Here is a 24,551-nt window from a genome sequence, read left to right as displayed (position 1 = left end):
TGGCCAGCCAAGCGGGGGTGTGACCGGGAGCCTGCGTGCTCTGGTGGTGGCCAGGTGCGGACGCGAAGCGCTGCTGGCTCGGCGATGGGGTGCTCCGTTGACTCACTGGGGAGAAAGGAGCGTGTGTGGTCTTAGACGGATCCGCACTGGTGTCGGGCGAGTACATGGAGTGCGGGTTGTGCGCGGCAGGGTAAGGCACCGGCGGCGGAACGCTGGGAGTGTCTGTGTCGCCGTGCGGCGCGAACCGTGAGTAATCCTCCGGGTCTTTGGAGGTAGCGTCATTGCTCATGCGGGGCGTGCCTTCCCATTTGTGACCACAAACCCTGGACCTGCCCAAACGCAGTGGACGAACACCATAAACGTCTAGGCTCAAATCTAGACGAGTTTGGGCGATTCGTCAGGACTTAACGAGACCTTGAAACCAGAGCGGAAACGGCCGTCCCGATGATGCCCAGCACAAGTACGCCCACCCCGATGGGGAGCGCATAGCCGAGGCTCTGGGACATCTGCCCGAGCACCTGATCACTCAGGTGCAGGCCAACCATCGAGGCAAGCCCATTGCCGGTGAGCGCCTCAGGCGGGCTGGTATTGAGATACCACGCTGCGATCTGTGGCAAGAACGCCGAAAGGATGAACGCCGCCCCGATCGCGGCGACCACGAGCCACCTCTTGCGGGCAAAAATGAGGGCCGCCAACAATGCGATACCCGCAACGATGGGCGCCCACACCGAGAGGTTTGTGGCCAGGTCAAAGTACCCGCGCAGGGTCGAGACCTGCTCCTTGCCGAGCAGTGGCACGTTGACGTTCATGTCGTCGAGTGCCTGGTCAATCGGTGCAATGTCCGTGATGGACAGGTCGGCCTCGCTCAGAACCGAGTTGAGGTTGAGCGTCACGGAGCCATCCGCGGCTATCCCCTGCACGCCGGATGTGTCGTTCTGCAGCGCGCCAAGCACTGCTGCGTGGGCTTGGCTGTTGGCCGTGATCCACACGCTTTGGAACGCGTCTGACTGCACAAACTTGGTCACGGCCAAGGAGAGCCGTGGCTCGATCGCGGCCTCGAGTTCCTCCACCAGTGAGGTGCCGTTGATGTTAGCCACGAGATCGTTGATCTGGGACAGGACACCGCCGCCAGCGTTGTCCATGACGCCCTGCAGATTAACGCGGTCCATCACGAGCTGGGTGACGTCCGTGGCCACCTGTTCCTGGATCTGAGTGTCCTGCGCCAGGTCCGACACCGCGCTGACGTACTTGTCCTGGCTGCTGATCGTGTTGACGGCCCACGTTGCCACGGCGCCGAGCGGCACCGCGAGCACTCCTAGCGCCACGCAGAGTGCCACGAGCGTGCGCCGGGAGAAACTCGCCTTGCCCACCCGAAACGTCTCGAACGTGCGGATCTTCTGGCGCAGTGCCCCGAACCGCATGCCCTTCACATCCGCAATGTACTCGGTCAGTGAGTCGTTGAGATCCAAGTCTTCCGCGGTCGGTTTCTCCGCAGTCACCTTCTTCTTGGGCTCGCTCATATGTCCTGGCCGATCGGTGTGCAGGGGCTTGTTGAGACGAGTCTAGTCGGTTTGGCCTGCAAGTTTGGCGTCCACGCGCGCGACTTTTCCCTCCAGTTCGCCGGTGTGTCCCGGACGGATGTCAGCCTTGATGACCAGCGAAACTCGCGCGCCGCCCTCGCCAACGGCCTCGGACGCACGCTTGATGACGTCCATGCATTCGTCCCACTCGCCCTCGATCGTGGTGAACATTGCGTCCGTGCGGTTGGGCAGCCCCGAGTCGCGCACGATCTTGACCGCCTTGGCCACCTGTTCCGTCACGGATTCTCCCGCGCCTAGCGGCGCAACCGAGAATGCAAAGAGTGCCATGTTCTCCCCTTGGTGAGTTGTTTATTCACGACGATTACCTCGCCTACCAGCCTACGCCCGGGGCACGTGGTGGCCCAGTAGCGTCCAGTCTTCGGCCGGGCGGCTCAGCCCGTGGCTGCGGTTACGTAGTCGAGGGTTCCAGCCGGGCCACATGGGACCGGGCGTGTGCGATTGCGGGACCAAGATCGTCGAAAATATGGTTTTCATGACGCAGTGAGGACATGACCCCGAGCTGCTGGAACACGTGCGTGTGCTCCTGCCTGATGCCCTTGATGAGCACGGTGATTCCGCTCCGCTCCAGGCTGGTCACGAGCTCGCTGAGGGTGTGCGCGCCGGTGGCGTCCACGCGCTGGACCTGGGACATCCGCAGGATGACCACCTTGACGCCCTCGTACGTGGAGACGGACTCGAGCACGCGCTCTGCGGCACCGAAGAAGAGCGAACCGTCGAGGCGGAAGAGCGCGATCTTGTCGTCACCCGGTTGGGCCGGGCCGCGCAGCTCCTCGCGGTGGATGCCACTCGCACGGGACAGCGCGCGCAGCGCGAAGAACGCCGTCACAGCAATGCCGATGCCCACCGCAACGATCAGGTCGAACGCGACCGTGACCACGATCGTGATGACAAAGACGAGCGCGTCGGAGCGGGTCGAGCCCATGACCAGCTTGATAATGCGCGGGGAGATCATGCGGGCGGCGGTCACCATGAGCACCCCTGCGAGTGCGGCCAGGGGAATCTCGGAGACCACGTTCGCCGCGAGGTAGACCACGGCGAGCAGCGCGAGGGCGTGCACGATGGCCGCCATCCTGGTGCGCGCGCCCGTGCGGACGTTGACAGCGGTGCGCGCAATGGCTCCTGTTGCGGGCATCCCTCCGAACATTCCAGATGCCACGGAAGCGAGGCCCTGGCCCACAAGCTCACGGTCCGCGTTGTACGGGCCGGTGTCCGCCATGGAGCTGGCCACGCGTACGGACAGCAGCGACTCAATGGCGGCCAGGGCGGCTACCGCGAAGGCGGGACCGACTAGGGCGGGAAGCGCCCCAAGGGGAACCGCCGGCAACGCCGGGAGCGGAAGCGAACTCGGGAGCTCACCGATCGTGGCGAGCGGCAGTCCTGCGAGAGCAGCCACCACGGATACGATCAGGATCGCCACAAATGAGGCGGGGGCCTTGGGGAGCTTGGCGGACAGGATCAGCATGATCGCGGCCACCACGATGACCACGCCCAGCGAGTACAGCACGTCCGGGACTTTGGCGTCCGCGGCGGATTGGAACGCCGCGACCACTGCTGAGGTGCTGCGGCCCTCCCCACTCACACCGAGCGCTCCCGGGACCTGCTGCAGGAAGATGATGATCCCGATACCCACGGTGAAGCCCTCGATCACGGGCCACGGGATGTAGCCCACGGTCCGTCCTAGGCGCATCGCCCCGGCGACCACGAGGATCACTCCAGCCATGACGCTGACGATCATCACTGAGCCCACTCCGTGGCTTGCCACGATGGGTGCGAGGACCACAACCATCGCGCCCGTTGGACCCGATACCTGGACGTTGGAGCCGCCAAAGATAGCTGCGATGAGCCCCGCCACGATGGCCGTGATCAGCCCCGCCTCGGCGCCCACTCCGCTGCTCACACCGAACGCGAGGGCGAGCGGAAGCGCAACCACGCCCACGGTCACGCCGGCGATGATGTCAGTTTTCCACGTGTGCTTGAGGTCCGCGTAGTCACTGCGGCGCGGCAGGAGCGGCGCGATGGCCCGTAGGACCGTGCTGGCAGCCGAACTCATGATTGCGCGCCCAAGGCTGGCAAGCCTGCGACGACGGCGCTGTGCGCGTTCGAGCCCGCGAGGATCTGCCCGAGCAACTCACGAGAGACCGCGAGCAGGTCCGCGACCTGCGGGAATGCTAAACGATAGAACACGACGCTCGCCCTGCGTTCGGAGATCACAAGCCCATACTTCCGCAGCACGGCAAGGTGTTGGGACAGGTGGGAGGCTTCGAGCCCTGTGTCGGCGAGCATCTCGGACACGGAGGCCTCGGTGCGCGAGGAGAGGATCTCGAGGACTCGTATTCGGTACGGGTGGGAAAGCCCCTTGAACAGGTTTGCTTTGATCTCGTAGAGAGGCTGCTCGCCATCGCCGAATACCACTGAGTTCGTCTTTCTTTCGGGCACACCACATGCCGACTTTATGGATTGATAAAGTCATCATATCGCACTGTCCGCACACACCGATGGCCCGGACGTCCTACGTCCGGGCCATCGTGCCACTCTCAAAAGCGGAATCTAGAGCCGCTCGGCGATGATCTCCGAAAGCGACTTTCCGTCGACGTCCATCAGGTCCGAGACCTGCGTGCGGCACGAGAAGCCGTCCGTCATGAAGATGTCGCCGTCGCCGGCCTCGCGCAGTGCGGGGAGCAGCATGTTCTCGGCCACGGCAACGGAGACGTCGTAGTGGCCCTTCTCCATACCGAAGTTTCCGGCGAGTCCGCAGCAACCCGACATGACCTTGATGTTCGCACCCGCACCGCGCAGCAGAGCCTCGTCAGCCTTGTACCCCATGACGGAGTGCTGGTGGCAGTGCGGCTGAACCACGGCGGTAACGTCCGAGAGATCCGGCACGGCCCACTCGGCCGGCTTGGTCTCCGGGGAGGTCAGCAGCTCGGCCATGGTGTGCGTTGCGGCCGCGATGGCCTGGGCGCGAGGGTCGTCCGGGAACAGGTCCACCAAGTCCGAACGCAGCACCGCGGTGCACGACGGCTCGAGTCCCACGATGGGGATGCCGTTGACCGCGAACGGGCCAAGCACGCTCATCAGGTTGGACAGTTGCTTGCGCGCGCCATCCAGCTGACCGGTGGTGATCCAGGTCAGGCCGCAGCAGGCCTCGTCCTCCGGAATGATCACGTCGTATCCGGCAGTGGTCAGCACCTTGAGCGCCGACTGCGGGACAACAGGGGCGAGCGCATCCGAGAACGAGTCGGTCCACAGAACAACGCGAGGTTTGCGCGGGGCCGCACCAGAATCGTCGGAAATCAGGGCCGACGAGCCCTCACAGAGGGATCCGGCAGCGAGAGCCGCAGCCTTACCCTCTCGCTTCCACCAGGCCGAGAAGGACTGGTCGGCGAACTGCGGGAACGAGCGGCGCTGGTCCATGCCGCCCACCCAGGCCGCCATGGAGGCGACCGGCTTGAACTTCAGCGCGAAGTTGGACAGTTTGGGCATCTTCTTGATGAGGCGCAGCCAGCGCGGCAGCCAGCCCAGGATGTAGTGGGAGCGCGGGCGGACCTTGCCCTTGTACGTGTGAAAGAGCACCTCGGACTTGAGCTGGGCCATGTCCACACCTGCGGGGCAGTCACTCGAGCACGCCTTGCAGCTCAGGCACAAGTCGAGTGCCTCGTGGACCTCAGGCGACTTCCAGCCGCCTGTCACGAGCGTGCCGTTCGCCATCTCCTGCAGCACGCGGGCGCGGCCGCGAGTCGAGTCCTTCTCATCCTTGGTGGCCTGGTAGGACGGGCACATGAAGCCCGCACCGGTGGACATATTGTCCGCGCGGCACTTGCCCACGCCCACGCAGCGGTGAATGGACTTGGTGAACGAGCCCTCGTCGTGCGCGAACGAGAATCCGCCGCTCGCCTTGATCTCGTGGGCCGCGGGTCGCCGCAGGTACGCGTCCACGGCGTCTGGCTCCACCAAGACGCCCGGGTTGAGCAGGTTCTTGGGGTCAAAAAGGTTCTTGAACTGGCCGAACACCTTGATGGCGTCCTCGGAGTACATGATCGGCAGCAGCTCAGAGCGCGCGCGCCCGTCCCCGTGTTCACCGGACAGCGAGCCGCCATACTTGGCCACGAGGTGGGCCGCGTCCGTCATGAACTCGCGCAGCGGGGTGCCGGACGTGTCGATCGGCATGTCGATGCGCAGGTGCACGCAGCCGTCGCCAAAGTGGCCATACGGCATTCCGTCTACCCTGTGCTCGGCCATGAGCGCTTCGAGGTCGCGCAGGTATTTGCCCAGTTCAGCTGGCGGGACGGCGGAATCCTCCCAGCCCGGCCACGCCTGCTCACCGCTGGCCGTGCGGCCAGCAAGTCCCGCGCCGTCGGCGCGGATCTGCCACATCTTGGTGGCCTCTGGTCCTGCCGGATAGATTTTCGACGATTCTGTCGCGCCATCCGCCACAATCGCCAGTGCCGCTGCCATTGCGGCCTCGGGGGTTTCTCCCCCGACCTCGATCATGAGCCAGCCGCCACCTGGCGGCAGCGGTGGGACGTTCTGCGCGCCCTTTGCGCGGCGGACCACGTCCACGAGTCGGGCATCGAGGCCCTCGACCGCGAGTGGGCTGTGCTTCAAAATGCCCGGCACCGCATCCGCGGCCGTGGCCATGTCCGGGTAGCCGAGGACCACAAGGGTTGGGGTCGTGGCCATGGGGACGAGCCGCAGCTCGGCCTCAAGGATGGATACGAGGGTGCCCTCGGAGCCGGTGAGCGCGCGCGCGAGGTTGTTGCCGTTCTCGGGCAGGAGGTGCTCGAGCGAGTAGCCCGAGACCTGGCGACCAAACCGGCCGAGTTCGGTGCGCAGGAGCGCCATGTTCGCGGTGACAAGTTCGCCGAGCCCCTCGATGCGGTCCACGCCCTGGCCGTTCCCGCCGGCGGTAAAGCGCCGCCCGAGGCCATCCACCACATCGAGTGAGACCACGTTGTCTGCGGTGCGGCCATAGGCCACGGCGTGCGGGCCGCACGCGTTGTTACCGATCATTCCGCCAAGCGTGGCGCGGTTCTGGGTGGAGGGGTCGGGGCCGAAGCGCAGCCCGTGCGGGGCTGCTTCCTTCTGCAGAGTCGACATGATCGTGCCGGGCTCGACGCGGGCCGTCTTGGCCTCCACATCGATCTCCAGAACCTTATTCACGTGCCGGGAGAAGTCGATGACCACGCCGGGGCCGATCGAGTTGCCCGCGCAGCTCGTTCCTGCTCCGCGGGTAGTCAGCGGTACACCGAGCCCACGGGTGACCTCGATTGCCGCGAGCGCATCGTCCTTTGACTTGGGGATGACTACGACCTGCGGAACCACGCGATAGTTCGACGCGTCAGTGGAATATTCGGCGCGGCGGATCTTCGAGTCCGCCACTTCGCCATCTACTGCCTTGCGTAGCTCGTACACGAGTTGCTGGCGCAGCGAGTACTCATCGGACCGGACGTGAGGATCGAGAATCTGAGTCACCCGTACATTCTCCCATCTATCCCCTAGGACCGGCGCATGGTTCCCATTTTCCGGACCGGCCTCCGGCTCCACCTAGGGGAACCGGGGTACAAGGTTCAGGGTTCACTCAGGGAAGCACCCAATGGCGGCCGGGTGCGGCCAAGGAAAGAATTGAGTTAGTTCGGCAGCGTCGCTCTTTGGTTCGTCTGCGCAGTTCCCATCCGACGAATACGGGCCTGCCCCATGCGGCCCCTGAGGCCGCTGTCAGTCCACGCGGACGCTAGGTTCTTAACTCAACTTTGAAAGGTCCAGTCATGTCGGTCCAGGCTCTCGACCCCATAGCACGCACCACTAACATCATCGCGAGCGCCCGCTCGCTGACCAAGGTGTATGGCTCCAGCGACACCGTAGTCACTGCACTCGACGCCGTGGACGTCGACTTCGAGCGGGGAAAGTTCACCGCGATCATGGGGCCGTCCGGGTCTGGAAAGTCCACTCTCATGCACCTGCTCGCGGGCCTCGACACTGCAACGTCGGGCACGGTGAGTGTGGCCGGCGCGGATGTGTCGGGGATGAACCAGCGCCAGCTGACCAAGCTGCGCCGCACCCGGCTGGGGTTTGTGTTCCAGTCCTTCAACCTAATTCCCACGCTGACCGCCCGGGAGAACATCACGCTTCCACTCGACATCGCGCGGGTCAAGGTGGATGAGGAGCACTTCTCCCACGTGGTCAACGCTGTGGGGCTCGGCGGGCGCTTGCACCACCGCCCTGCTGAGCTCTCAGGTGGCCAGCAGCAGCGCGTGGCCTGCGCCCGAGCACTCGTGTCCAAGCCGGACGTCATCTTTGCCGATGAGCCCACCGGCAACCTCGACTCTGCGTCCGGGCGCGAGGTCCTGGTGTTCCTGCGCAAGAGTGTCGACGATCTTGGCCAGTCGGTCGTCATGGTCACGCACGATCCCGTGGCGGCTTCGTACGCTCACCGGGTTCTGTTCCTCGCGGACGGCCGGATCGTTTCCGAGTTGGATTCCCCCACCCCGGAGTCCGTTCTTCAGGTCCTCGCCGCGATTTCCCGCGCGGATGACCACCTGACGGGCAAGTGAACCCATGCTGAAACTGGCTCTCCGCGATACGCGAGCTTCGGCTCTGCGTCTTCTCCTTTCCGTTGTCGCCGTGCTGCTCGGCGTCTCCTTTGTGAGCGGCACGTTCTCGCTGCGCAACATCATGTCGAGCACGTTCAGCGACATCATCGATACCGGCTATAAGGCGGCCGCCTACGTCACACCTGAATCGGGAACCGGAAGCATCATCATGGGCACGAGCGGCGAGCCCGTGATTCCGCTGGATCTGGCAACGTCGATCGGCGGGTTCGAGGGAGTTGCTGCGGCGGTCCCCGACCTCAGCGGCCAGGTGATCCTCGTAGGTGCCGACGGCACCGCAGTGACAGGAAGTGGTGGCGCCCCGAGCCTCGGATTCGGTGCGAACCCGGACGACCCGACCCTCGTGGTCTCCGAGGGCGAGGCTCCCAGAAACTCCAGCGAGGTGGTCCTTGAGACCTCGACCGCGGAGCGCGCGGGACTCTCCATTGGGGATTCCACCCGGATCATTGCAAATGGTGAGATCTACGGGGTCACCGTCACTGGGCTCGCAACCTATAGCGCGAGCCTGGCGGGCGCGACCCTGGTCATGCTCGATGGTGAGACCGCCGAGAAGGTATTCGCCCCGACCGGCACGGTTGGCCTCGTCTCCGTGTACTCGCCCGACCAGTTCACCCCGGATGGCATCAAGCCCCTGTCCTCGGACGCCGAGAACGCGTTTGTCGCTTCCGTCTCCGAGCAGCTTTCGGGAGTAGGCGGCAAGAATGCCGCGGACGGCCCGAGCACCCCTGGCAGCGCCGAGGCCGAGAAATTCAAGGTGATCTCCGGTTCCCAGGTCCGCGAGGACGCTGTGTCGCAAACCAACGAGATGGTGGGCTTCATGTCCACCTTCCTCCTCATCTTTGCCGCGCTCGCGCTGTTTGTTGGCGCGTTCGTCATCGCCAATACGTTCGCCATGACGGTGCGGCAGAAGCAGCGGGAGTTTGCGCTGCTTCGCGCTGTGGGCGCCTCCCCCGGTCAGGTCTTCTCAGTCGTGGTTGTCCAGGCCGCGGTTGTGGGCCTGATCGGTGGGGCGCTCGGTGTGCTCGGCGGGTTTGGGCTCGTCCAGGGCCTGAGGGCCGTGTTCCGGAGCTTCGGAATCGACATGTCAGGGAATCTCATCCTCACACCGCCGATTGTTGCGCTCGGGCTCGTGCTCGGCGTTGCGGTTGCGATCGCGTCGGCCGCGATCGCTGCCCGCAGGGCTGCTCTGACGCCTCCGGTGGAGGCGATGCGCGAGTCAGAGGCTCCCTCGCTAGGGACATCGGCACTCCGCGGGGTCGTGGGCATCGCCATGGTCGGAGTCGGCGCGCTCGTGCTCGCATTCTCGGTGGCCGTCGTCCGGTCAAACCCGGATGCGGGTGTCGGCCTCCCCTTCGGCATTGGGGCCGGGCTCCTCCTGATCGGGGCGCTCGTAGTCTCCCCCATCATCGCCCCGGGGTTCGTCCGCGTGCTCTCAGCTCCATTCCTGCGGGCCACACGGCCCGTGGGCAAGCTCGCCTCGGGGAACATAGCGCGCAACCCCAAGCGCACCGCGGCCACCTCGGGCGCTCTGACGGTCGGGATGGCGCTCGTTGCGGCTGCCGCCGTGTTGGCGGCCTCCACAACCAGCTCCATGAAGTCCCTGGTGACCACGGAGTTGAAGGCGGACTTCATCGTCCAGTCCGCCACCTTCACCATCTCCCAGCAGGCATTCGAGCAGATCAGCGCGCTTGACGAGGTCGGGGACATCTCCAGGTTCTCAGGAGGCGAGGTACGCATTCCCGAGCTCACGGCATCGGAACCCGACACCCCGGCGTCCTCAGCCAGCGGCACCGACGCCAAGACCCTGCAGATCGGTGCCACCGAGCCGTCCACGTTTTCGACCACGTGGACAACCACCGTGATCGAGGGCAGCCTCGACTCGCTGGCACGCGGTGACGCGCTCGTCCAGAAGTCCGTGGCCAAGGACAACGGTTGGTCCGTGGGCGATGCCCTCACCCTCGAGGGCGCGGCCGGCACCACAACGGCCCGCGTCGGCGCAATCTTCGATTCCGCCGCGCTCGGCGCGCCGCTCATCATCTCCACCGACCTCTTAGACAAGCTGGTTCCCGCCCAGGGTCAGCAGATCAACAGCGTCATGGTCAATGCCGTGGACGGCGTGAGCACCAGCCAGTTGCGCACCGCCCTCACGGAGGTGGCCGCGCCCTACATGGTGCTCTCCGTGATGGACGCCCAGGAGTTCACGTCCATGCTGACCGGTCAGGTCAACCAGATGCTCGCGGTCCTGTATGGCCTGCTCGCGCTATCGCTCATCATCGCGGCGCTGGGAATCATGAACACCCTCGGTCTCTCGGTTGTCGAACGCACTCGCGAGATCGGTCTGCTCCGAGCCGTCGGTCTCGGCCGCGGCCAGTTGTCCGTGACCTTCATCATCGAGTCGGTCCTCACCGCCCTCTTTGGCACCGCCGTGGGACTCGTGGTGGGCGTAGGAATCGCCGCTGGCGTCCCGTCCCTGCTCGCGGGGACCGGGCTGAACACACTGAGCATCCCGTGGTCCGCGCTGTTTGCGATGCTCGGACTCGCCGTTGTGGTGGGCGTGGTCGCGGCGCTGTGGCCCGCATGGCGGGCCTCGCGCCTGCCCGTTCTGGAGGCCATTGCGGCAGTGGAGTAGGTTCGAAAACTGATTCCCGACGATCTTGGCTGAGAAGGCGCCGTTCGGTGCGGTCCCAGCCAAAATCGTCGGGAATTTTGTGCGTGTTCGGCGGAGCACACGGACCGCCATTACCTGACTCTGTACGGTTTTAGATTCGGTCGATAGACCTACCAAACAACCTCCGCGCCAGACCAGATTTTGCGCGGGTGAAAACTCCCCACTAAGAATCGCCAATCCGTAGCGATTTGGCCAAGTTTTCGGCGTTGTCGTAAGTAATATCGAAGTAAAGTTTCCCGAGATCTAGGTCGATACAGAAGCCATGTACAGCATGCAGCCCGAGCGCGAGGAGACGGTCATCGCCGACCGGCTCCCCACCCGACGCTCGCTGCACGCGCTACCGGCCAACGGCCCGGAGCTTGGCGGGACGCAGCTTGCCACTCGAAGGGCGCTGCACAGCTCCGTACGCGAGAGCGCACGCGCGATTCCCCAGCCCTTTGCACCCAGCGCGCAGCCGGCCGCTCGACCAGTGCATACGGCGCCCAAGCACGACCAAACCCAGCTTTTTGACATTGCGACGTTCGGCCCGCTGTCCCCGGAGTCTGCCAAGCTGACGTCCTCGCGCGCCACCGGCCCACTCAACTTCCGGGAGCCCACAATCGCCGAGCTCATGTGGATGGAAGAGATGCGCAACCACCTCAAACTCCCCACCGCACCCCGGCTGACAGCCCAGGAGCTGGGCAAGGAGTACGACGCCTACTGCACGGCCTGGCACGGGCATTCGCGGCGCAACAAGTGGGACCACTTTTACGTGGCCACATCCGTGGGCATCGGGATCGGCGACCTGCTTGTGGAGAACTCCGAAGACTGCTCGTGGGTGGTCCTCGAGGACGGCGGCAACGTCACGTACGCCGTGCGCGATGCCGCGAGGCGCGCCACCTACTTCCCCATCGACGCCGTCAACCGGCGCTGGGTTGCGGGCAAGCTCGAGTGGATCCCTGACTTTGTCACCAACGCACTGAAGGCGTTCTAGTTCATCCTGGTGCCGGAGTGCGGTGCCTAAGCGGTGCCAACCCGCTCCAGACGCGGCGGGTCTAGAATTTGAGGGCCGACTCCGCTACAGCTAAGACCTGGTACGTGCCGCCGTTGGACGAGGTGTACTCCCATACCGGCAGCACCGTGGCTACCCCGTTCAGGTAGAAGCCTGCGTTCTTGAGCGTCGGGTTGGTCATGGTGTGGATCGTGACCGTCCACGGGAATGCTCCCCCTGGGGCGGCTGGCACCACGGGGGTCGGGCCATCGTCAGGCTTGATCTCAGCCCGTCCGCTCGAGTACGGCAGAGCCACAAAATTCGTTGGGTAGGCGCTTGGCCCAAACCGGCCGTCGTTCAGGCGCTCAACCCCCTCACTCGCACTGATGATCGGGTAGGAGCCAAGGTCCACGATCGAGCCGAGGCTTCCAGAGACCATCGTGGCGGTCTTCGAGTTGAACTCGAAGTTCCACGCGGCCATGTTCGCTTCGGTGTCAAAATCCTTCAGCGAAGCTGTAACCCGGGAGTAGAACTCGTTGGCAGGCATTGCGGAGGAGTCCGTGTCCGCCGAGGCACCGGCAGCAGGCTCGGTGGCGTCCAGCGCAACTTCAAAGTCGTGGTTGTACGTGAACGTGTAGTTCTCAGAGTCAACGCCCAGTTCCTCCATGAGCGCCTTCGCCTGCTTGATCGCCTTAGCCTCGCTGAGCGGCTTGCCGGAGGGCTGCTCGGTGTAGGACGAGAACCAGAACGCACCGGTGCCGCCACCGCTCAGTGATAGGTACGCGTTTCCGGAGCTCACCGAGTAGGAACCCCACTCGGTCGTGATCTCTCCAGTTACGCCAAAGACCTTCTTCAGCGTGGAGAATGTCTTCTTGTTCACCACACCAGACTCATCAAAGCCATAAGCGGTGGCCGTACCCGAGTTAATGGACAGCCCCTTACCTACGTACACGTTGCGCCCTGTGTTGGGCATAGTCACGTAGTCGCCCATCCCGTCGGTGCCTAGGCTCGTTCCGCCCTCGGTGTTCCGAAGGCCCTGGCCAGGGCTTGACTCCGTGGTGCCGTACTGCTGAGGCGCTTCAACGCCTCTCTCAGGAGCGCCAGCCAACACATCCCCGGCCTCGGGGTCAGTGGAACCCATTTCCTGATCCGCCTGGCTGGTTTCGCTTCCGCTCCCACCCGTGAGTGCGGAGAGTGGGCCGGAGCCGTTGGCACCGCTCACCACAGATGCGGTAACGAGCGCGGTGACCGCCACAGAAGCCGCCACCTGCAACCAGGCGACCTTGTGCTTGGGCTTGCGCATCATCGGGACCACGTTCGCGGGCAGGTCCGCGGGCTCGGCCTCCTCCGCGAGTGGGGCAGCGCCAAAGGAACCCTGCGGGATACGCGACGCAACGTTCGCGCGCAAGGACTCCAGATCGAACTCAACACCCTGCGCAGGGTCCTGGTGGCGCAGGGAATCAAACTCATCTCGGGGCTGCTTGGTCATTTTTCTCACCTGTTCACTAAAGCTGTGGGGGAACATCATCGTCGGATGGTGTTGCTTGAGCTCATCTGACTTGTGTGTCGAATCCTGCGCCAATTACAGGAGGAACGTCACCATGTGCCAGTTTCACGCTAAGAGAACTGCGATCGTGCGGCGTCGTTGCCGTCGGCGGAGACCTCTGCAAACGACGCGGCGAGCCTGGTGCGGGCGCGGGACAGCGCAACGGCGGCCGCTCCGGGAGAGACCTCGAGGACCCGCGCGATGTCCTCGGCGTTCAGGCCCTCCCAGGCCGCGAGAAGGAGGACCTGACGGTCACGCTCAGACAGCGCATAGAACGCCTGCCGCAGTACCACGTCCTCGATCACCGCCGCTGCGGGATCCGCGTCTGACGCAACATCGGGGAAGTTCTCAAGGAGAGTGGGGCGGTTCTTGCGATTGTGGTTTGCCACCAAGAAGCCCGCCGTCCGGTAAAGCCACTGGAGAGCAAACTCGCGGGGAATCTCGCCGCGCTTGCGCCATGCCGTGGCAAAGGTCTCCGCCGTGAGGTCTTCGACGTCCTGGGAACTGGTACGACGGTAGATGTACCGGTTGATGAGCATCGCGTAGTCCGAGAAGAGATCGGCGAACCAGGCGTCGTCGTTACCCGGACGCAACTCGATCACGCGTCCCCCCTCAGCCTCGAGCGGCTCAGGTATCTGCCCCGCATCCATCGCGATTCCTAACGTTAGACAAACTCAGCGTACTGAATATGTCCCACGAGGGAGTCTAATTACACGTGGTCACGCCACGAATGCTGCGGCTCGTACCCGAGCATCTCGCGCGCCTTGTCAATGGAGAACAGGGTCGTGTTCTCCCCGATCTCCCCCTTGAGTGGAACGTCTGGGAACACCTCGGCGATCAATTCCGCGTTGGGTCGGGTCATGACGGTGTCTGCGTTGGCGATCAGGAAGTGGTTGAAGCCAGGCAGCTTCTTTTCCAGCGCCTTGGCAATCGCCTGGGCCCCGTCCCGCGCGTCAATGTAGGACCACAGGTTCCATTTGCGCAGCATTGCGTCGTCGTCAAAGGACGGGAACTCGGCGTAGTCCTCGGGCCACATCACGTTGGAGAAACGCAGCGCGGTCAGCGAGAGGTCCGGGAACCAGCGCACGAGCTCCACAGCCATGCGCTCCTCAAGGGCCTTGACCAGCGAGTACGTGGACTCAGGGCGCGGCGGGTAGGCCTCGTCGGCGGGAATGTAAGGCGGCGGAACGTCAAATGGGAGCCCCTGGACCGTCTCGCTCGAAGCCGTCACCACTGTGCGGATGCCAAGGCGCGTGGCCGCCCACAGCACGTTGAACGATGCTGTCATGTTGTTGTGAAAGGTGGCCACGTCGCTCTGAATTCCGGGCGCCGGAATCGCGGCGAGGTGAACCACAGCGTCGATACCGTCGTGCCGGTCACCCACCGCGCCGAACGCGTCGATGACCTGGCCGTAGTCGGTGAAGTCAACCTGGACAAAACTAGGGCCGCGCTGGCCGATCCTGTCCATCCCGATGACCTCGTAGCCCATCGCGCTCAGTTCGCGCACAACGACCGTGCCCAGCTTGCCTGAAGATCCCGTCACTGCGATTCTCATGGCTTCATCCTTGCACGCACACGGACCTACGGGCCCGAGGGCACACCCACGCAGCCCACCTCCGGAACGCGTTGACTCGCTCCCACTGACTTCCATCGAACGGATGATTATCGATCCGTTCGATACCCAACGGATCGATAATCATCCGTTCGATGCATTAATTGTGCGGGCACGCACTACCCCGGCGCACTTACGGCTGTGCATAACCGCCCGGACTCCCCGAGCACCATGGTCCGCATAAGCAGGTAAAGAAACAGCAAGATTGAACCGTTGTGTATACAACTGTGTGCACCTCGCCCGACCCCGGGCAACAGAAAACCCCGGTCAGTTCCCTGACCGGGGTTTTCATTGGAGCCGCCTACGAGAATCGAACTCGTGACCTTTTCATTACGAGTGAAAAGGTTGTAGACTGAAACAGGCCACAAACCGCCAGATCACAGCGTTTTCGCTACGCTAGGAATTGCTAAATATGGCTAGCAATGGCTACAGTGATGGCTACAGCAGCGCGAGGAGGACGCAATGAGCAGAAGATCCCACGGAAGCGGATCCGTATACCAACGAGAATCAGACGGCCTCTGGATCGGAACACTCGAAGCCGGATGGACCACACGAGGCACCCGACGCAGACTCACCGTCTCCGCAAAAACCAAACGCGAAGCACTCCAAAAACTCCGCGACAAAGAACGCGCCATCGCCCGCACCGGAATGCCCACCGAAACCACTAGCGCCCGCGCAACCGTCAAATCATGGGCCGACGAATGGCTACCCATCCAAGAAACCAAACTCGCACCGTCCTCCTACAACTCCACGCGCTCAGCCATCACCAAGTGGATAATCCCCACCATCGGACACGTCAAGCTTGAAGCCGTCGCGCCACCACACGCCCGCGCAGTCCACACCGCAATGTTCAACGCGAACCTCAAGCCAACCAGCGTCATCCGAGCACACAACACACTCGTCAAACTCCTCAAAGACGCAATCACCGAAGGCGGACACCACGTCCCCGAGGCAATCTTCAAAACCAGCGCACCAGAAGCCAACAAATCCCAGCGCGACGCACTGCCTTTCACTGACGCGCTCAAAGTCCTCCAAGCCTCCGCACAGGACCCGCACGCCTCCCGCTGGGTTGCCGCACTCCTACAAGCCCTACGCCCCGCAGAAGCACGCGGACTCACCTGGTCGCACGTGAACTTCGAAGAAGACTACCTAGACATCTCATGGCAATTGAAGCCACTCAACTACAAAGTTGCCCGAGACCGCTCTAGCGGGTTCCGCACCCCACGAAACTTTGAATGCCAGCACCTCGTAGATGCGTACCACCTCGTGCGACCCAAAACCGACGACGGTAACCGCAAGATACCGCTCGTCCCCTGGATGAAAGCGGCCCTCCTGCAATGGCGCGACACCCAAGGCCACTCCCCTTACGACCTGGTGTGGTCGAGAGACGACGGGCGACCCCTCACCGACAAAGAAGACGTGAAAGCGTGGAAGGCGCTACTCGCATCCGCCGAACTGCCCGAGTACGACCTGTACGAGGCCAGGCACACTGCAGCCACTCTTCTCCGAGCGGCAGGCGTGGACGACGAAACAATCATCGCGATCATGGGACACGCCTCCATCCTCTCCACGAAGGCATACCTACACACAGACATAGACCGTGCGAGAAGCGCGCTACTCAAAGTCGCAAAGACACTCCAACTCGAAGCATGACAAAGGCCCCCACTCAAGCGAGTGGGGGCCTTCTTTTTTGTGCCTATGCGGGGATGCGTTGGCGGTGTAGCCAGTCTTGCCAGATCGTCACGAGGTCGGTTGATATGGCGAGTTCGCGGGCGATTGCTGCGGGGTGTTCGCAGATCGCCTCAGCGAGCGCATACTCCGTGGGGGAAATGAGTAAGCGCGCGGCGTAGAGGTCCGCTTGCCGTTCGTCTCGTTCTTGATCGTGCGGGTGTCGCCAGTCGTGCCCGTGCCATGCGTGCCCCAGTTCGTGCGCGAGGACTTCACGCTGGTATGGCTCTGTCATGCGCGAGTTGATGACGATTGCGTCGCTGGAATCGAAGTACCCTTCCCAGTCGTCGGGCATAGGGAAGAAGTACACGCGGCACCCGAGGGATGCCGCGTGTGCAAGTAGGTTGTGCAAGTCTCTCCTTACAAGGATTCGCCCTCAGCGCCTTCGACCGACTGCCGCCTGCCATCGCCGCCACGCTTTGCTGCTCTGACGCTACCGTCCACCTCTGACAAGCTTCGGCGAGGACGAAAGGCGAGGATCGAAGCCTCGTGGTTTTCGTCCAAGGGCTTTTGGAGCGCCGACTGGCTGTCTGCAATGTCTGCGCGCCGCATGATCTCTGCGGCAAGATCTAGGTCTGTCAGGCGGGCGAGCTGTGAATCTCGCACTGCGTTGGAGTCCAGATCGGCTTCTTCGAGTTTGCCTGTCGCGAGGAGCGCATCAATCACGTCCACCTCGAAGTTTCTAGCGACCTGGATGATCTCGTCTGCGGTGAATCCGTCTGCCTTCCGTCGGTCAACGGTGGACTTCGATGCGCCGAGGATGTGCTGGAGGTCCTTGTTGGTCAGCCGCGTTCCAACAATTTGCTCGATGTAGTCAATGAGCGAGAGGGTCATGAAACAAGTTTGGCTCATTTTTGAACCATGTGCAAGCAGGTCGGGCGCACTTCGCCCGCGACACGCGCACCAAATATGAGTCATTAGGCTTGCTTTTGAAAAACAAGCGCACCATTATTGAGGCATGCAGAAATCTCAGCCACCCACACTCCGCCTCAAAAGAGAGGCGCTAGAAGCAGCAATGGCACTCAAAGGCATAAGCGGCCAAGAGCAACTATCCCGCCGCATCAACGTCAGCCTCCCGACAGTCAAACGGATCATGCGGGAGAAAGACCCACAGGCACCCACTGGCCAGTTCATTGCCGGCCTAACCCTATATTTCAAGATTCCGATGGACCACTTCGTTGAAGCAGTTTGGTCCGAATCCGACCAGGCTCACCTAGCCGCTTAGAGCACTCGCTCACCACCCCCCCCTGTTTTACCCACCGCACTTGGTTCGCCGAGGCGAGAAAGAAAGGGACACCCATGTCCACAATGACTTTGACCGGCTACGAAAACCGCGTTAACGAGTACGCCCTAGCAACTGGCCGTCCCATTAAGGCGAGTGCAGTAAAAGCCATCGCGAAGAAGTTGCATGCACGCCAGGCACGTATGAGTGACCTCGACTTGGAGCGCGTGTTCATGCATTCAGATGCGACACCACCACAAGCGTTCAAGAACATTCAGCGCAACGATCTCAACGCCGCCCGCCGTCTTGGTTTGGTAGCCGCATGAACAACAACAACATGAAGGAGCAGGCAGCATGAGTAAGCACGCAGCACTACACAATCCGGCCAACGACCTGCGGGACAGGCTGATGAAAGACATCGCCATTCGCGGCAAGCACCGCGTCCCAGCGCACGCAGACCTCACCATTGAGGAAATCACCGACCACACAGAAAGCCCCGCCAAGTAGCGGGGCTTCGTTAGTTAAGGAGTGAATTATGAAACTCGATTGCTTGACTGTCAGCGCGCACACTGTTCGTTCGATTGGCGCGCCTGAGTCAGGATTGGTCTTCGTTGTCCCAGGAAGGCGGAGCCAAAGGATCGGCACTGCTCCACTGCTTCCAAACATCGGCAGTGGTCCCGGCCCCAGAGTAAGTGACGATGGAGTCGGACTTCCAGGAATTGACGTAGAGCAACCCCAATTCGAGAGCGGTGTCGGCGTCTTTGTCGATTTGAGTCTGATCGCCGGGGCTAAGAGCTTGATAGCTGAGTTCGAACGCAATTCCAGGGGAAAAGCTGAGAGTTCGAATGACTCCGTTCCCAGTGTCCTGCAGTCGGATGATCGGTTCGATTTGATTCTTGCGTGCCTTAACAACGTAGTTTTCGATTCGTGCGACATCCAAGTGGTCCGAGAGGTGGAATCCATGACCACGAGCGTTCGGGTTTCCGCTGGTATCGGGGAAGAACAAAGTAGGGAACTCTGACATCTCTAGCCTTTCTTCGAAGTATCAACGACCTCACCATAAACCAAAAGCCACCTGCGGTAACAGGTGGCTTTCGCGTTCCCAGAAAGGAAACGTATTCAACGTGACCAGTCTACAGCCGTTCATCTACGGCACCCAAGAAGTCCGAACCATCCTGATCGACAACGAACCGTGGTTTGTTCTCAACGACCTGTGCGCGATTTTGAACATCACCAATCCCAGGAACGTTACCGCTCGGCTAGACGCCGAAGATAAGGGTGTCCGCTCAGTAGACACCCTTGGTGGCACCCAGCGGATGACAACCGTTTCCGAGGCTGGGATGTTCGATGTGATTGTGCGGTCTGACTCCCCCAATGCCCGGCCATTCCAGCGCTGGGTAACTCACGAGGTGCTCCCCCAGATCCGGAAGACGGGAGCCTACGGCGCCCCAACAATGGACCTCACAACGCTCGACGGTATCAGCGCGATCCTCGACGCCGGAAAGGCGGCACTCAATCGGGCGCTCGCAGCAGAAGCGCGAGCAGAGGTTGCGGAATCAACTGTTGACCAGATCGAAGCCTCAAACGGAATCACCCCGACCCAGTTCCACAAGCACTACTTCTCAGACGTGCCAGACCGCCAGTTCTTTGAACACCTCTACCGGCTTGGGCTTCTCATAGACCAGCGCGGCACCCGCGTAAACGCACGAGGCGAGACTCGTGACGGATACCAGCACGGCCACCCGTCCTACAAGGGCAAGCCGTACTTCTACCTGCATGGACGGTTGGATGCTAATGGCGTGCGCCGCGAGTCAACTCGAGTCCGCCCAGGCACACCAGAAATCGCGCTCAAGGACTTCCTCGTAAGCAAGGGACTCCCCGCAAACCAAAACAAGACCACCCTCTTTAAGGAGATTGCAGCATGAAAGCAACAACTGTCTACACCGTTAACATCACCGATTACCCTGACGGTTCCGAGCGCTGGAACTGGGAGCCCGACGGCTGGTCTGACCGTGTGATGGAACTCGGATGGGATGAAGATGCGGAGTTCAGGTGGCCTAACACGAACAAGGTGTACCGCTCACGTTCGAGCGCGGTAAAACTCAAGAGTCTTGTCGAGTCATACGGTGCCCGTGCCATCATCCTGACCGGCACCATCGACTGGAAGACCGAACGGCAGGCGCAGATCGACCGACTGCGGGCCAAGATCGCAGAACTTGAAGGAGAGGCAGCATGAGCAAGCAGGTTTACAACGTTCGGGAGGCCGCTGAGGCCTTCGGAGTTTCGCGGGATGTGATTACCCGCGCGATCAATGCGGGTGACCTGGTGACTCTTGACCCTCGCGTTGAGGGGCAGGCTGTGAAGGTTCGCCTGATCTCGGCTGACGAGTTGTGGCGTTGGATGCGAAATGAGGACCGGCCATGACTAGCGAGGATTTCTGGATGTCGCTCTTGCAAGAGCGTGAGGATGAAGCGCGAGTAAGGAGGAATGATGAGCAAGCTTGAGCCGCAAGTGGGCGACAAGGTCACGTTGACGCACAAGGATGGAGCGACTGTTACGGGCGTTCTTGGTGGTCTTGGTCTAGACGGCTTGGCGGACTGGTGGGTGGCCCATGCAGGGACGTTCTACAGCAAGGACGGCTGGTCGGTGACGGAGGTTCACGAGCGCCCGAAGCCCGAGCCGGGAACGTTCGTCAAGGGTGTCACGAAGGTGGGGCACCCGTACCTGGGTGTTGTCTGTGACGGCGGCGTTGGTGGCGGGTTCTGCAACGAGACGGGTGTTTGGTTGTCCTGCACATGGGAGTGGTCCAACATCGCCTCTTGGGAGGTCATCTCGTGACTGCCCGCGTATCGAAAGTCTTGATTCTGATCGCTTTGGCGGTCTTTTTTTATGCCCTGACACAGGTCGCACCAACCGCGTTCTGTGATCCGGGCATGCCACGACACATGTACATGCACTGCATCGGAGGAAAGTAATGGACGCGCAACTGTCCAACGTCGAATGCTGGATTGAGTTCCCACCAAGGATGAGAGTAATCAACGACCTCGGATGGGATTTCATTCCAATCAAGATCATGTACCGGGCGTACATCTACGAAGGCCGGTACACCGAGTACGCGTACATTATCGGGGCCGAGAACGACTGCAAGGAAGTTCCCATGCACGATAACGGCTACCCGCCCATGCCCGCGTGGTTCGCCACAGTCTCCAATGACCTCTACAGAACAGCCAAGGAGGCCAGCAAATGAGCCTCACAGTGTTTAAGGAGTTGGAGCAGGGCACGCCGGAATGGTTAGAAGCTCGACGCGGACTCATCACAGCAAGCGTGGTCGGCCAGTTCATCACTCCGACTGGGAAAGTATCTGCGTCGGAGACATCACGGGCCGCTGCGGTCGGGATCATCGCGGAACGAATCACAGGCCGCATCGAACAAATCTACGTTTCGCAGGACATGGAACGCGGCAACCTCGAGGAACCGTTGGCGCGCGAAAAGTATGAGGAACTGCGTGGCCCTGTCGCCCAGGTTGGGTTCATGGTCCGTGATTTCGGTGGCTTCAAGGTTGGCTACTCCCCCGATGGTTTGGTCGGTGATGACGGGCTGATCGAGATTAAGTCCCGCAAGCCGAAGAAGCACATCCAGACGGTCCTCGCGGATGTTGTGCCGCCGGAGAATATGGCGCAGATCCAGGCCGGATTGTTGGTGTCTGGGCGTGCTTGGTGTGACTACATCTCTTATTGCGGTGGTGAACCACTCTGGGTTAAGCGGGTCGTGCCGGATGAGAAGTGGTTCGAGGCGATCCGGGAAGTGGCCGCCCAGTTTGAGGTGACCGCGGAGAACGCGACCGCAATCTATTTTGACCGCACGCAGGGCATGCCGCGTGCTGAATACATCGATTGGTTCGGAGAGGAAGACATAACGCTATGAGCGATCCATTAGACGTGTCGGCGGCAATCGTGCCGAAGTCCGACCAGAAAAACGCGGAGGATTTCCTGACTGGCCCCCGGACTTTCCAAATTGAGAAGGTCACCAAAGGAAGTGTGGAACAGCCGTTTAACCTGCACCTTGTCGGGGAGCCGGGGAAACCGTATCGGCCTTCCAAGAGCATGCTCCGGATGCTTGCCGTGGGGTGGGGTCCGGATGCTAGCCAGTGGGCTGGCAGGTGGTTGACGTTGGTTCTTGACCCGACTGTGAAGTATGGCGGGAAGGAGGTCGGCGGCATCAAGGTTTCGCACATGTCACACATTGATGGGCCGTTTACGCGGGCGTTGACGGTGACACGCGGGAAGAAGGCACCTCACACGGTGGAGCCACTCCAAGTTGCTGCACCTGCCGCACCCACGGTGACTGCGGAACTAGTTGCGGCGTGTACGGATCTTGACGAACTTCGAGGAATGCACGGTAAGGCCTCGCCGGACGTGCAAGCTTTGATCGTCGCCCGAGCCAACGCACTCAAGGGCGGTAGTGATGGGTAGCGGGGAGGATCGTGACTATGAGGATTGGCTTTTGCAACGGCGCTGGAAAGGGTACATGGATCATCCGACTTATGCGCCTGCCGGTGTGAAGAAGGCACCGGGTTTGAAGATTCCGAAGAAGGGCACCCCACTTAGTGAGGTGCCCGACGTGCTGAAAGGACTAGTGAGCGATGGCTCGTGAGCGTTTGTACTTCCCGCACGAGTGGCCCATTGAGGACGAGGATATGCCTTTATGGATGCTGAAAGAAGAAGCCCTAGACGAGTTGGTTGAGGGCTGTAAAGAGAAAGGTTTTCTGATGGTTTGCCGACCAGATTTTAGGACTGTGCCGGGGCCTGTGTCGCGGCTCGCAACCGTCGTTGAGGTGGTGCGCGCATGACGGTCACCTTGTATTCGCAGCCGGGTTGTGGCCCGTGCAGTTTTGTGAAGAGGGCGATGGAGTCCATCGGTTTGGACTTCATTGTGAAGGACATTCGGGAAGACCCTGAAGCTGAGAAGCGCGTCCGTGATCTTGGCTATCCGGGCACACCGGTAACTGAGGTGGAAACTTCGTCGGGCTCGTATGCCTGGCATGGTGTCGATCTGGAAAAGATACGACACGCATACGACAACCAAACCCGCTAACCAGCGGGTTTTTTCATACCCAAAAGGAGAAGCAATGCCGTTTTTCATCAGCAAGAAGAAGCTCGAATCGATCGAGGGTGAGGCCACCCTCGACGGGTGGCGCGTCGGATACACGGACGGGAAGGAGGTGAGCCGGTCTTTGGAGCGGATCGACCAGAACGTCAAAGTGAAGGCCACGCTCGTAAAGCCTGCCGAGCCTGCGGTCAGTGACGGGGAGTTCCGCGCCTTGTTGCGGGCCGTCCCGGCGCTAGAGCAGTACGCACAAGAAGGGATGCCCGGCTTCTGGTACCTCAACCGCGGGAAACTCGCGGCTGACATCCGAGACCTCGACGCTCACGAAGCGGCCGAGCGTGGCGCGAAGATCGCGCTCACTCTCGCAGGTGACACCGCCGACTACGCAAACACACTCAAGGAAGAAGGTGAGTGATGGCTGATCTTGTGTTTCCGAGACCTCCTGAACGCGGCGAAGACGAGGTGCTACTCGTGCGCCGACTCATACGCGGTTATGAGGCGATTCTCACCGACCTACACGCACGAATCGAAGCACTAGAAAACAAGAAAGAAGGTAAGTAAATGGCTGGTGACACTGTGATCACTGTTGTTGGGAACTTGACGGGTGACCCTGAGCTCAGGTTTACGTCGTCGGGGGTTGCGGTTACGTCGTTCACGATTGCTTCGACTCCCCGCACGTTCGATAAGAACAGCAATGAGTGGAAGGACGGGGAGGCGCTGTTTCTGCGTTGCTCGATCTGGCGTGAAGCGGCTGAGAATGCCGCGAACTCGCTCACGAAGGGCATGCGTGTGATTGCGCAGGGTCGGCTTGTTCAGCGGTCTTATGAGAAGGACGGCGAGAAGCGTTCGGTGATCGAGTTGCAGGTCGACGAAGTTGGCCCGTCTCTCAAGTATGCGTCTGCGCAAGTCACCCGGAACGAACGCAAGGGCGGCGGTGGCGGTTTTGGTGGCCAGCAGTCTTCGGGTGGGTTCTCGCAAGCGCCAGGACAATCTTCCACGCAGCCTGACCCGTGGGCTTCACAGGGTGGATTCCCGAACGACAAGCCCCCGTTCGGATGAGCGCTCTACTCGCGGCGATCGCGTTAACGGTCCCACTCGTCGCCGCGATCATCTACGCCACAAGGAGAAGACCATGAGGATCATCGTCCAATGCCATCACTGCGCGTGGGAGAAACTCGCCTACACCGCCGCGATGGCAGCGAAATACTCCCGCGAACACGCACTCAAACACAAAGACAAGGAAAAGAAATGACAGACCACATCAGCAACGCCAGGCAGTCAATTGATGAAGCAGGAGACTACCGGGTTGGGGCTACGGTGCGTGACTCGCTGGTTCTCGAGTCTATCGCCCACTCGCTCATCGCAATCGCTACAGAGTTGCGGGCAACGAACGCGCCGGTTGAACTACGGAACGTCGTCCTTCGTGGCTTCAAACCCGAGTTCGGGCCATTCCTGGCCGAGACAGACAAGGAGGCAAAGAATGGCTGACC

Annotated in this window: 29 protein-coding genes and 1 pseudogene; 18 read left to right on the top strand and 12 right to left on the bottom strand. The window is 61.7% G+C overall.

Annotated elements, in window-relative coordinates:
* The 6 genes and pseudogenes from HGSM_RS14870 to HGSM_RS11090 all read right to left on the bottom strand — a co-directional run.
* A pseudogene (locus tag HGSM_RS14870) lies at window positions 1-289 on the bottom strand (hypothetical protein); the annotation flags it as partial.
* Between the two features lie 115 nt (window positions 290-404).
* A complete protein-coding gene (locus tag HGSM_RS11110) occupies window positions 405-1,520 on the bottom strand; it encodes a hypothetical protein (protein WP_019148840.1) in 1,116 nt (371 codons plus the stop codon).
* A gap of 42 nt (window positions 1,521-1,562) precedes the next feature.
* On the bottom strand, window positions 1,563-1,868 hold the full coding sequence (locus HGSM_RS11105) for an MTH1187 family thiamine-binding protein (protein ID WP_019148839.1): 306 nt from the start codon (window positions 1,866-1,868) through the stop codon (window positions 1,563-1,565).
* Window positions 1,869-1,989: 121 nt separating this feature from the next.
* On the bottom strand, window positions 1,990-3,651 hold the full coding sequence (locus tag HGSM_RS11100) for a SulP family inorganic anion transporter (protein ID WP_019148838.1): 1,662 nt from the start codon (window positions 3,649-3,651) through the stop codon (window positions 1,990-1,992).
* A complete protein-coding gene (locus HGSM_RS11095; RefSeq protein ID WP_019148837.1) occupies window positions 3,648-4,013 on the bottom strand; it encodes an ArsR/SmtB family transcription factor in 366 nt (121 codons plus the stop codon). The genes HGSM_RS11100 and HGSM_RS11095 overlap by 4 nt, the downstream gene beginning before the upstream one ends.
* A 135-nt stretch (window positions 4,014-4,148) precedes the next feature.
* Window positions 4,149-7,073, bottom strand: a complete 2,925-nt coding sequence (locus tag HGSM_RS11090) for an FAD-binding and (Fe-S)-binding domain-containing protein (RefSeq protein ID WP_019148836.1) — start codon at window positions 7,071-7,073, stop codon at window positions 4,149-4,151.
* A gap of 293 nt (window positions 7,074-7,366) precedes the next feature.
* Here HGSM_RS11090 and HGSM_RS11085 point away from each other — a divergent pair, with 293 nt between their 5' ends.
* From HGSM_RS11085 to HGSM_RS11075, 3 genes are all read left to right on the top strand, one after another.
* Window positions 7,367-8,152, top strand: a complete 786-nt coding sequence (locus HGSM_RS11085; protein WP_019148835.1) for an ABC transporter ATP-binding protein — start codon at window positions 7,367-7,369, stop codon at window positions 8,150-8,152.
* Between the two features lie 4 nt (window positions 8,153-8,156).
* The gene (locus HGSM_RS11080) at window positions 8,157-10,838 is read left to right on the top strand and encodes an ABC transporter permease (protein WP_019148834.1); all 2,682 of its coding nucleotides are present in this window, start codon (window positions 8,157-8,159) and stop codon (window positions 10,836-10,838) included.
* A gap of 301 nt (window positions 10,839-11,139) precedes the next feature.
* On the top strand, window positions 11,140-11,850 hold the full coding sequence (locus HGSM_RS11075) for a DUF3806 domain-containing protein (protein ID WP_019148833.1): 711 nt from the start codon (window positions 11,140-11,142) through the stop codon (window positions 11,848-11,850).
* Between the two features lie 61 nt (window positions 11,851-11,911).
* Here the strand turns inward: HGSM_RS11075 and HGSM_RS11070 are convergent, their stop codons facing one another.
* From HGSM_RS11070 to HGSM_RS11060, 3 genes are all read right to left on the bottom strand, one after another.
* On the bottom strand, window positions 11,912-13,336 hold the full coding sequence (locus HGSM_RS11070) for a hypothetical protein (RefSeq protein ID WP_019148832.1): 1,425 nt from the start codon (window positions 13,334-13,336) through the stop codon (window positions 11,912-11,914).
* Window positions 13,337-13,464: 128 nt separating this feature from the next.
* On the bottom strand, window positions 13,465-14,043 hold the full coding sequence (locus HGSM_RS11065) for an RNA polymerase sigma factor (protein ID WP_019148831.1): 579 nt from the start codon (window positions 14,041-14,043) through the stop codon (window positions 13,465-13,467).
* A gap of 59 nt (window positions 14,044-14,102) precedes the next feature.
* The gene (locus HGSM_RS11060; RefSeq protein WP_019148830.1) at window positions 14,103-14,948 is read right to left on the bottom strand and encodes an NAD-dependent epimerase/dehydratase family protein; all 846 of its coding nucleotides are present in this window, start codon (window positions 14,946-14,948) and stop codon (window positions 14,103-14,105) included.
* 519 nt (window positions 14,949-15,467) lie between these two features.
* On the opposite strand from HGSM_RS11060, the gene HGSM_RS11050 reads away from it, so the two are divergent.
* Window positions 15,468-16,658: a tyrosine-type recombinase/integrase gene (locus tag HGSM_RS11050; RefSeq protein ID WP_019148829.1), complete on the top strand. Its 1,191-nt coding sequence runs from the start codon at window positions 15,468-15,470 to the stop codon at window positions 16,656-16,658.
* A 43-nt stretch (window positions 16,659-16,701) separates the two neighbouring features.
* Here the strand turns inward: HGSM_RS11050 and HGSM_RS13860 are convergent, their stop codons facing one another.
* Both HGSM_RS13860 and HGSM_RS11040 read right to left on the bottom strand, forming a co-directional pair.
* Window positions 16,702-17,085 carry an ImmA/IrrE family metallo-endopeptidase gene (locus tag HGSM_RS13860; RefSeq protein WP_019148828.1) on the bottom strand — a complete coding sequence of 128 codons (384 nt, stop codon included), beginning with the start codon at window positions 17,083-17,085 and terminating at the stop codon, window positions 16,702-16,704.
* Window positions 17,086-17,093: 8 nt separating this feature from the next.
* A complete protein-coding gene (locus tag HGSM_RS11040; protein ID WP_019148827.1) occupies window positions 17,094-17,567 on the bottom strand; it encodes a hypothetical protein in 474 nt (157 codons plus the stop codon).
* A 465-nt stretch (window positions 17,568-18,032) separates the two neighbouring features.
* Here HGSM_RS11040 and HGSM_RS11030 point away from each other — a divergent pair, with 465 nt between their 5' ends.
* Together HGSM_RS11030 and HGSM_RS14475 are read left to right on the top strand one after the other, a co-directional pair.
* Window positions 18,033-18,281 (top strand): hypothetical protein, encoded by a 249-nt coding sequence (locus HGSM_RS11030; protein WP_019148825.1) that lies wholly within the window; start codon window positions 18,033-18,035, stop codon window positions 18,279-18,281.
* A 28-nt stretch (window positions 18,282-18,309) separates the two neighbouring features.
* The gene (locus HGSM_RS14475) at window positions 18,310-18,462 is read left to right on the top strand and encodes a hypothetical protein (RefSeq protein WP_019148824.1); all 153 of its coding nucleotides are present in this window, start codon (window positions 18,310-18,312) and stop codon (window positions 18,460-18,462) included.
* Window positions 18,463-18,550: 88 nt separating this feature from the next.
* Here HGSM_RS14475 and HGSM_RS11025 read toward each other — a convergent pair whose 3' ends face one another.
* Complete coding sequence (locus HGSM_RS11025) at window positions 18,551-18,979, bottom strand: hypothetical protein (RefSeq protein ID WP_019148823.1); 429 nt, start codon at window positions 18,977-18,979, stop codon at window positions 18,551-18,553.
* 100 nt (window positions 18,980-19,079) lie between these two features.
* Here HGSM_RS11025 and HGSM_RS13855 point away from each other — a divergent pair, with 100 nt between their 5' ends.
* The 12 genes from HGSM_RS13855 (at window position 19,080) to HGSM_RS10965 (ending at window position 24,549) form a co-directional block, all read left to right on the top strand.
* Entirely contained in the window at window positions 19,080-19,880 is an 801-nt protein-coding gene (locus HGSM_RS13855) for a BRO-N domain-containing protein (protein WP_019148822.1), read from the top strand.
* Window positions 19,877-20,191: a hypothetical protein gene (locus HGSM_RS11015; RefSeq protein ID WP_019148821.1), complete on the top strand. Its 315-nt coding sequence runs from the start codon at window positions 19,877-19,879 to the stop codon at window positions 20,189-20,191. The genes HGSM_RS13855 and HGSM_RS11015 overlap by 4 nt, the downstream gene beginning before the upstream one ends.
* Window positions 20,188-20,379, top strand: coding sequence for a helix-turn-helix domain-containing protein (locus tag HGSM_RS11010; protein ID WP_019148820.1), 192 nt, complete (start codon window positions 20,188-20,190; stop codon window positions 20,377-20,379). The genes HGSM_RS11015 and HGSM_RS11010 overlap by 4 nt, the downstream gene beginning before the upstream one ends.
* A gap of 66 nt (window positions 20,380-20,445) precedes the next feature.
* Window positions 20,446-20,793, top strand: coding sequence for a hypothetical protein (locus tag HGSM_RS11005; protein ID WP_019148819.1), 348 nt, complete (start codon window positions 20,446-20,448; stop codon window positions 20,791-20,793).
* Between the two features lie 136 nt (window positions 20,794-20,929).
* Window positions 20,930-21,202: a hypothetical protein gene (locus tag HGSM_RS11000; protein WP_019148818.1), complete on the top strand. Its 273-nt coding sequence runs from the start codon at window positions 20,930-20,932 to the stop codon at window positions 21,200-21,202.
* Window positions 21,199-21,879: a lambda exonuclease family protein gene (locus HGSM_RS10995; protein ID WP_019148817.1), complete on the top strand. Its 681-nt coding sequence runs from the start codon at window positions 21,199-21,201 to the stop codon at window positions 21,877-21,879. Before HGSM_RS11000 ends, HGSM_RS10995 begins: the two co-directional genes overlap by 4 nt.
* Window positions 21,876-22,427, top strand: a complete 552-nt coding sequence (locus tag HGSM_RS10990) for a hypothetical protein (RefSeq protein ID WP_019148816.1) — start codon at window positions 21,876-21,878, stop codon at window positions 22,425-22,427. Before HGSM_RS10995 ends, HGSM_RS10990 begins: the two co-directional genes overlap by 4 nt.
* Before the next feature lie 373 nt (window positions 22,428-22,800).
* A complete protein-coding gene (locus HGSM_RS10980; protein ID WP_019148814.1) occupies window positions 22,801-23,049 on the top strand; it encodes a glutaredoxin family protein in 249 nt (82 codons plus the stop codon).
* A gap of 34 nt (window positions 23,050-23,083) precedes the next feature.
* On the top strand, window positions 23,084-23,476 hold the full coding sequence (locus HGSM_RS10975) for a hypothetical protein (protein WP_019148813.1): 393 nt from the start codon (window positions 23,084-23,086) through the stop codon (window positions 23,474-23,476).
* The gene (locus HGSM_RS14470) at window positions 23,476-23,622 is read left to right on the top strand and encodes a hypothetical protein (RefSeq protein WP_019148812.1); all 147 of its coding nucleotides are present in this window, start codon (window positions 23,476-23,478) and stop codon (window positions 23,620-23,622) included. The genes HGSM_RS10975 and HGSM_RS14470 overlap by 1 nt, the downstream gene beginning before the upstream one ends.
* Window positions 23,623-24,120 (top strand): single-stranded DNA-binding protein, encoded by a 498-nt coding sequence (locus HGSM_RS10970; RefSeq protein ID WP_019148811.1) that lies wholly within the window; start codon window positions 23,623-23,625, stop codon window positions 24,118-24,120.
* Window positions 24,121-24,309: 189 nt separating this feature from the next.
* Complete coding sequence (locus HGSM_RS10965) at window positions 24,310-24,549, top strand: hypothetical protein (RefSeq protein ID WP_019148809.1); 240 nt, start codon at window positions 24,310-24,312, stop codon at window positions 24,547-24,549.
* Window positions 24,550-24,551 lie beyond the last annotated feature (2 nt).

The organism is Timonella senegalensis JC301 (assembly GCF_000312125.1).
Classification (GTDB): Bacteria; Actinomycetota; Actinomycetes; order Actinomycetales; family Cellulomonadaceae; genus Timonella; species Timonella senegalensis.
This window is presented reverse-complemented; position numbering and strand designations above follow the sequence as displayed.

What these genes read in the sequence shown, in the direction of transcription:
- HGSM_RS11005 (WP_019148819.1), top strand. Translation starts at nt 20,446, where the DNA reads ATGAGCAAGCTTGAGCCGCAAGTGGGCGACAAGGTCACGTTGACGCAC.
- HGSM_RS14470 (WP_019148812.1), top strand. Translation starts at nt 23,476, where the DNA reads ATGGCTGATCTTGTGTTTCCGAGACCTCCTGAACGCGGCGAAGACGAG.
- HGSM_RS11025 (WP_019148823.1), bottom strand. Translation starts at nt 18,979, where the DNA reads ATGTCAGAGTTCCCTACTTTGTTCTTCCCCGATACCAGCGGAAACCCG.
- HGSM_RS11110 (WP_019148840.1), bottom strand. Translation starts at nt 1,520, where the DNA reads ATGAGCGAGCCCAAGAAGAAGGTGACTGCGGAGAAACCGACCGCGGAA.
- HGSM_RS11105 (WP_019148839.1), bottom strand. Translation starts at nt 1,868, where the DNA reads ATGGCACTCTTTGCATTCTCGGTTGCGCCGCTAGGCGCGGGAGAATCC.
- HGSM_RS11040 (WP_019148827.1), bottom strand. Translation starts at nt 17,567, where the DNA reads ATGACCCTCTCGCTCATTGACTACATCGAGCAAATTGTTGGAACGCGG.
- HGSM_RS10980 (WP_019148814.1), top strand. Translation starts at nt 22,801, where the DNA reads ATGACGGTCACCTTGTATTCGCAGCCGGGTTGTGGCCCGTGCAGTTTT.
- HGSM_RS11060 (WP_019148830.1), bottom strand. Translation starts at nt 14,948, where the DNA reads ATGAGAATCGCAGTGACGGGATCTTCAGGCAAGCTGGGCACGGTCGTT.
- HGSM_RS10990 (WP_019148816.1), top strand. Translation starts at nt 21,876, where the DNA reads ATGAGCGATCCATTAGACGTGTCGGCGGCAATCGTGCCGAAGTCCGAC.
- HGSM_RS11010 (WP_019148820.1), top strand. Translation starts at nt 20,188, where the DNA reads ATGAGCAAGCAGGTTTACAACGTTCGGGAGGCCGCTGAGGCCTTCGGA.
- HGSM_RS10975 (WP_019148813.1), top strand. Translation starts at nt 23,084, where the DNA reads ATGCCGTTTTTCATCAGCAAGAAGAAGCTCGAATCGATCGAGGGTGAG.
- HGSM_RS11070 (WP_019148832.1), bottom strand. Translation starts at nt 13,336, where the DNA reads ATGACCAAGCAGCCCCGAGATGAGTTTGATTCCCTGCGCCACCAGGAC.
- HGSM_RS11075 (WP_019148833.1), top strand. Translation starts at nt 11,140, where the DNA reads ATGTACAGCATGCAGCCCGAGCGCGAGGAGACGGTCATCGCCGACCGG.
- HGSM_RS14475 (WP_019148824.1), top strand. Translation starts at nt 18,310, where the DNA reads ATGAGTAAGCACGCAGCACTACACAATCCGGCCAACGACCTGCGGGAC.
- HGSM_RS10965 (WP_019148809.1), top strand. Translation starts at nt 24,310, where the DNA reads ATGACAGACCACATCAGCAACGCCAGGCAGTCAATTGATGAAGCAGGA.
- HGSM_RS11085 (WP_019148835.1), top strand. Translation starts at nt 7,367, where the DNA reads ATGTCGGTCCAGGCTCTCGACCCCATAGCACGCACCACTAACATCATC.
- HGSM_RS11080 (WP_019148834.1), top strand. Translation starts at nt 8,157, where the DNA reads ATGCTGAAACTGGCTCTCCGCGATACGCGAGCTTCGGCTCTGCGTCTT.
- HGSM_RS10970 (WP_019148811.1), top strand. Translation starts at nt 23,623, where the DNA reads ATGGCTGGTGACACTGTGATCACTGTTGTTGGGAACTTGACGGGTGAC.
- HGSM_RS11065 (WP_019148831.1), bottom strand. Translation starts at nt 14,043, where the DNA reads ATGGATGCGGGGCAGATACCTGAGCCGCTCGAGGCTGAGGGGGGACGC.
- HGSM_RS10995 (WP_019148817.1), top strand. Translation starts at nt 21,199, where the DNA reads ATGAGCCTCACAGTGTTTAAGGAGTTGGAGCAGGGCACGCCGGAATGG.
- HGSM_RS11030 (WP_019148825.1), top strand. Translation starts at nt 18,033, where the DNA reads ATGTCCACAATGACTTTGACCGGCTACGAAAACCGCGTTAACGAGTAC.
- HGSM_RS11000 (WP_019148818.1), top strand. Translation starts at nt 20,930, where the DNA reads ATGGACGCGCAACTGTCCAACGTCGAATGCTGGATTGAGTTCCCACCA.
- HGSM_RS11015 (WP_019148821.1), top strand. Translation starts at nt 19,877, where the DNA reads ATGAAAGCAACAACTGTCTACACCGTTAACATCACCGATTACCCTGAC.
- HGSM_RS11100 (WP_019148838.1), bottom strand. Translation starts at nt 3,651, where the DNA reads ATGAGTTCGGCTGCCAGCACGGTCCTACGGGCCATCGCGCCGCTCCTG.
- HGSM_RS11050 (WP_019148829.1), top strand. Translation starts at nt 15,468, where the DNA reads ATGAGCAGAAGATCCCACGGAAGCGGATCCGTATACCAACGAGAATCA.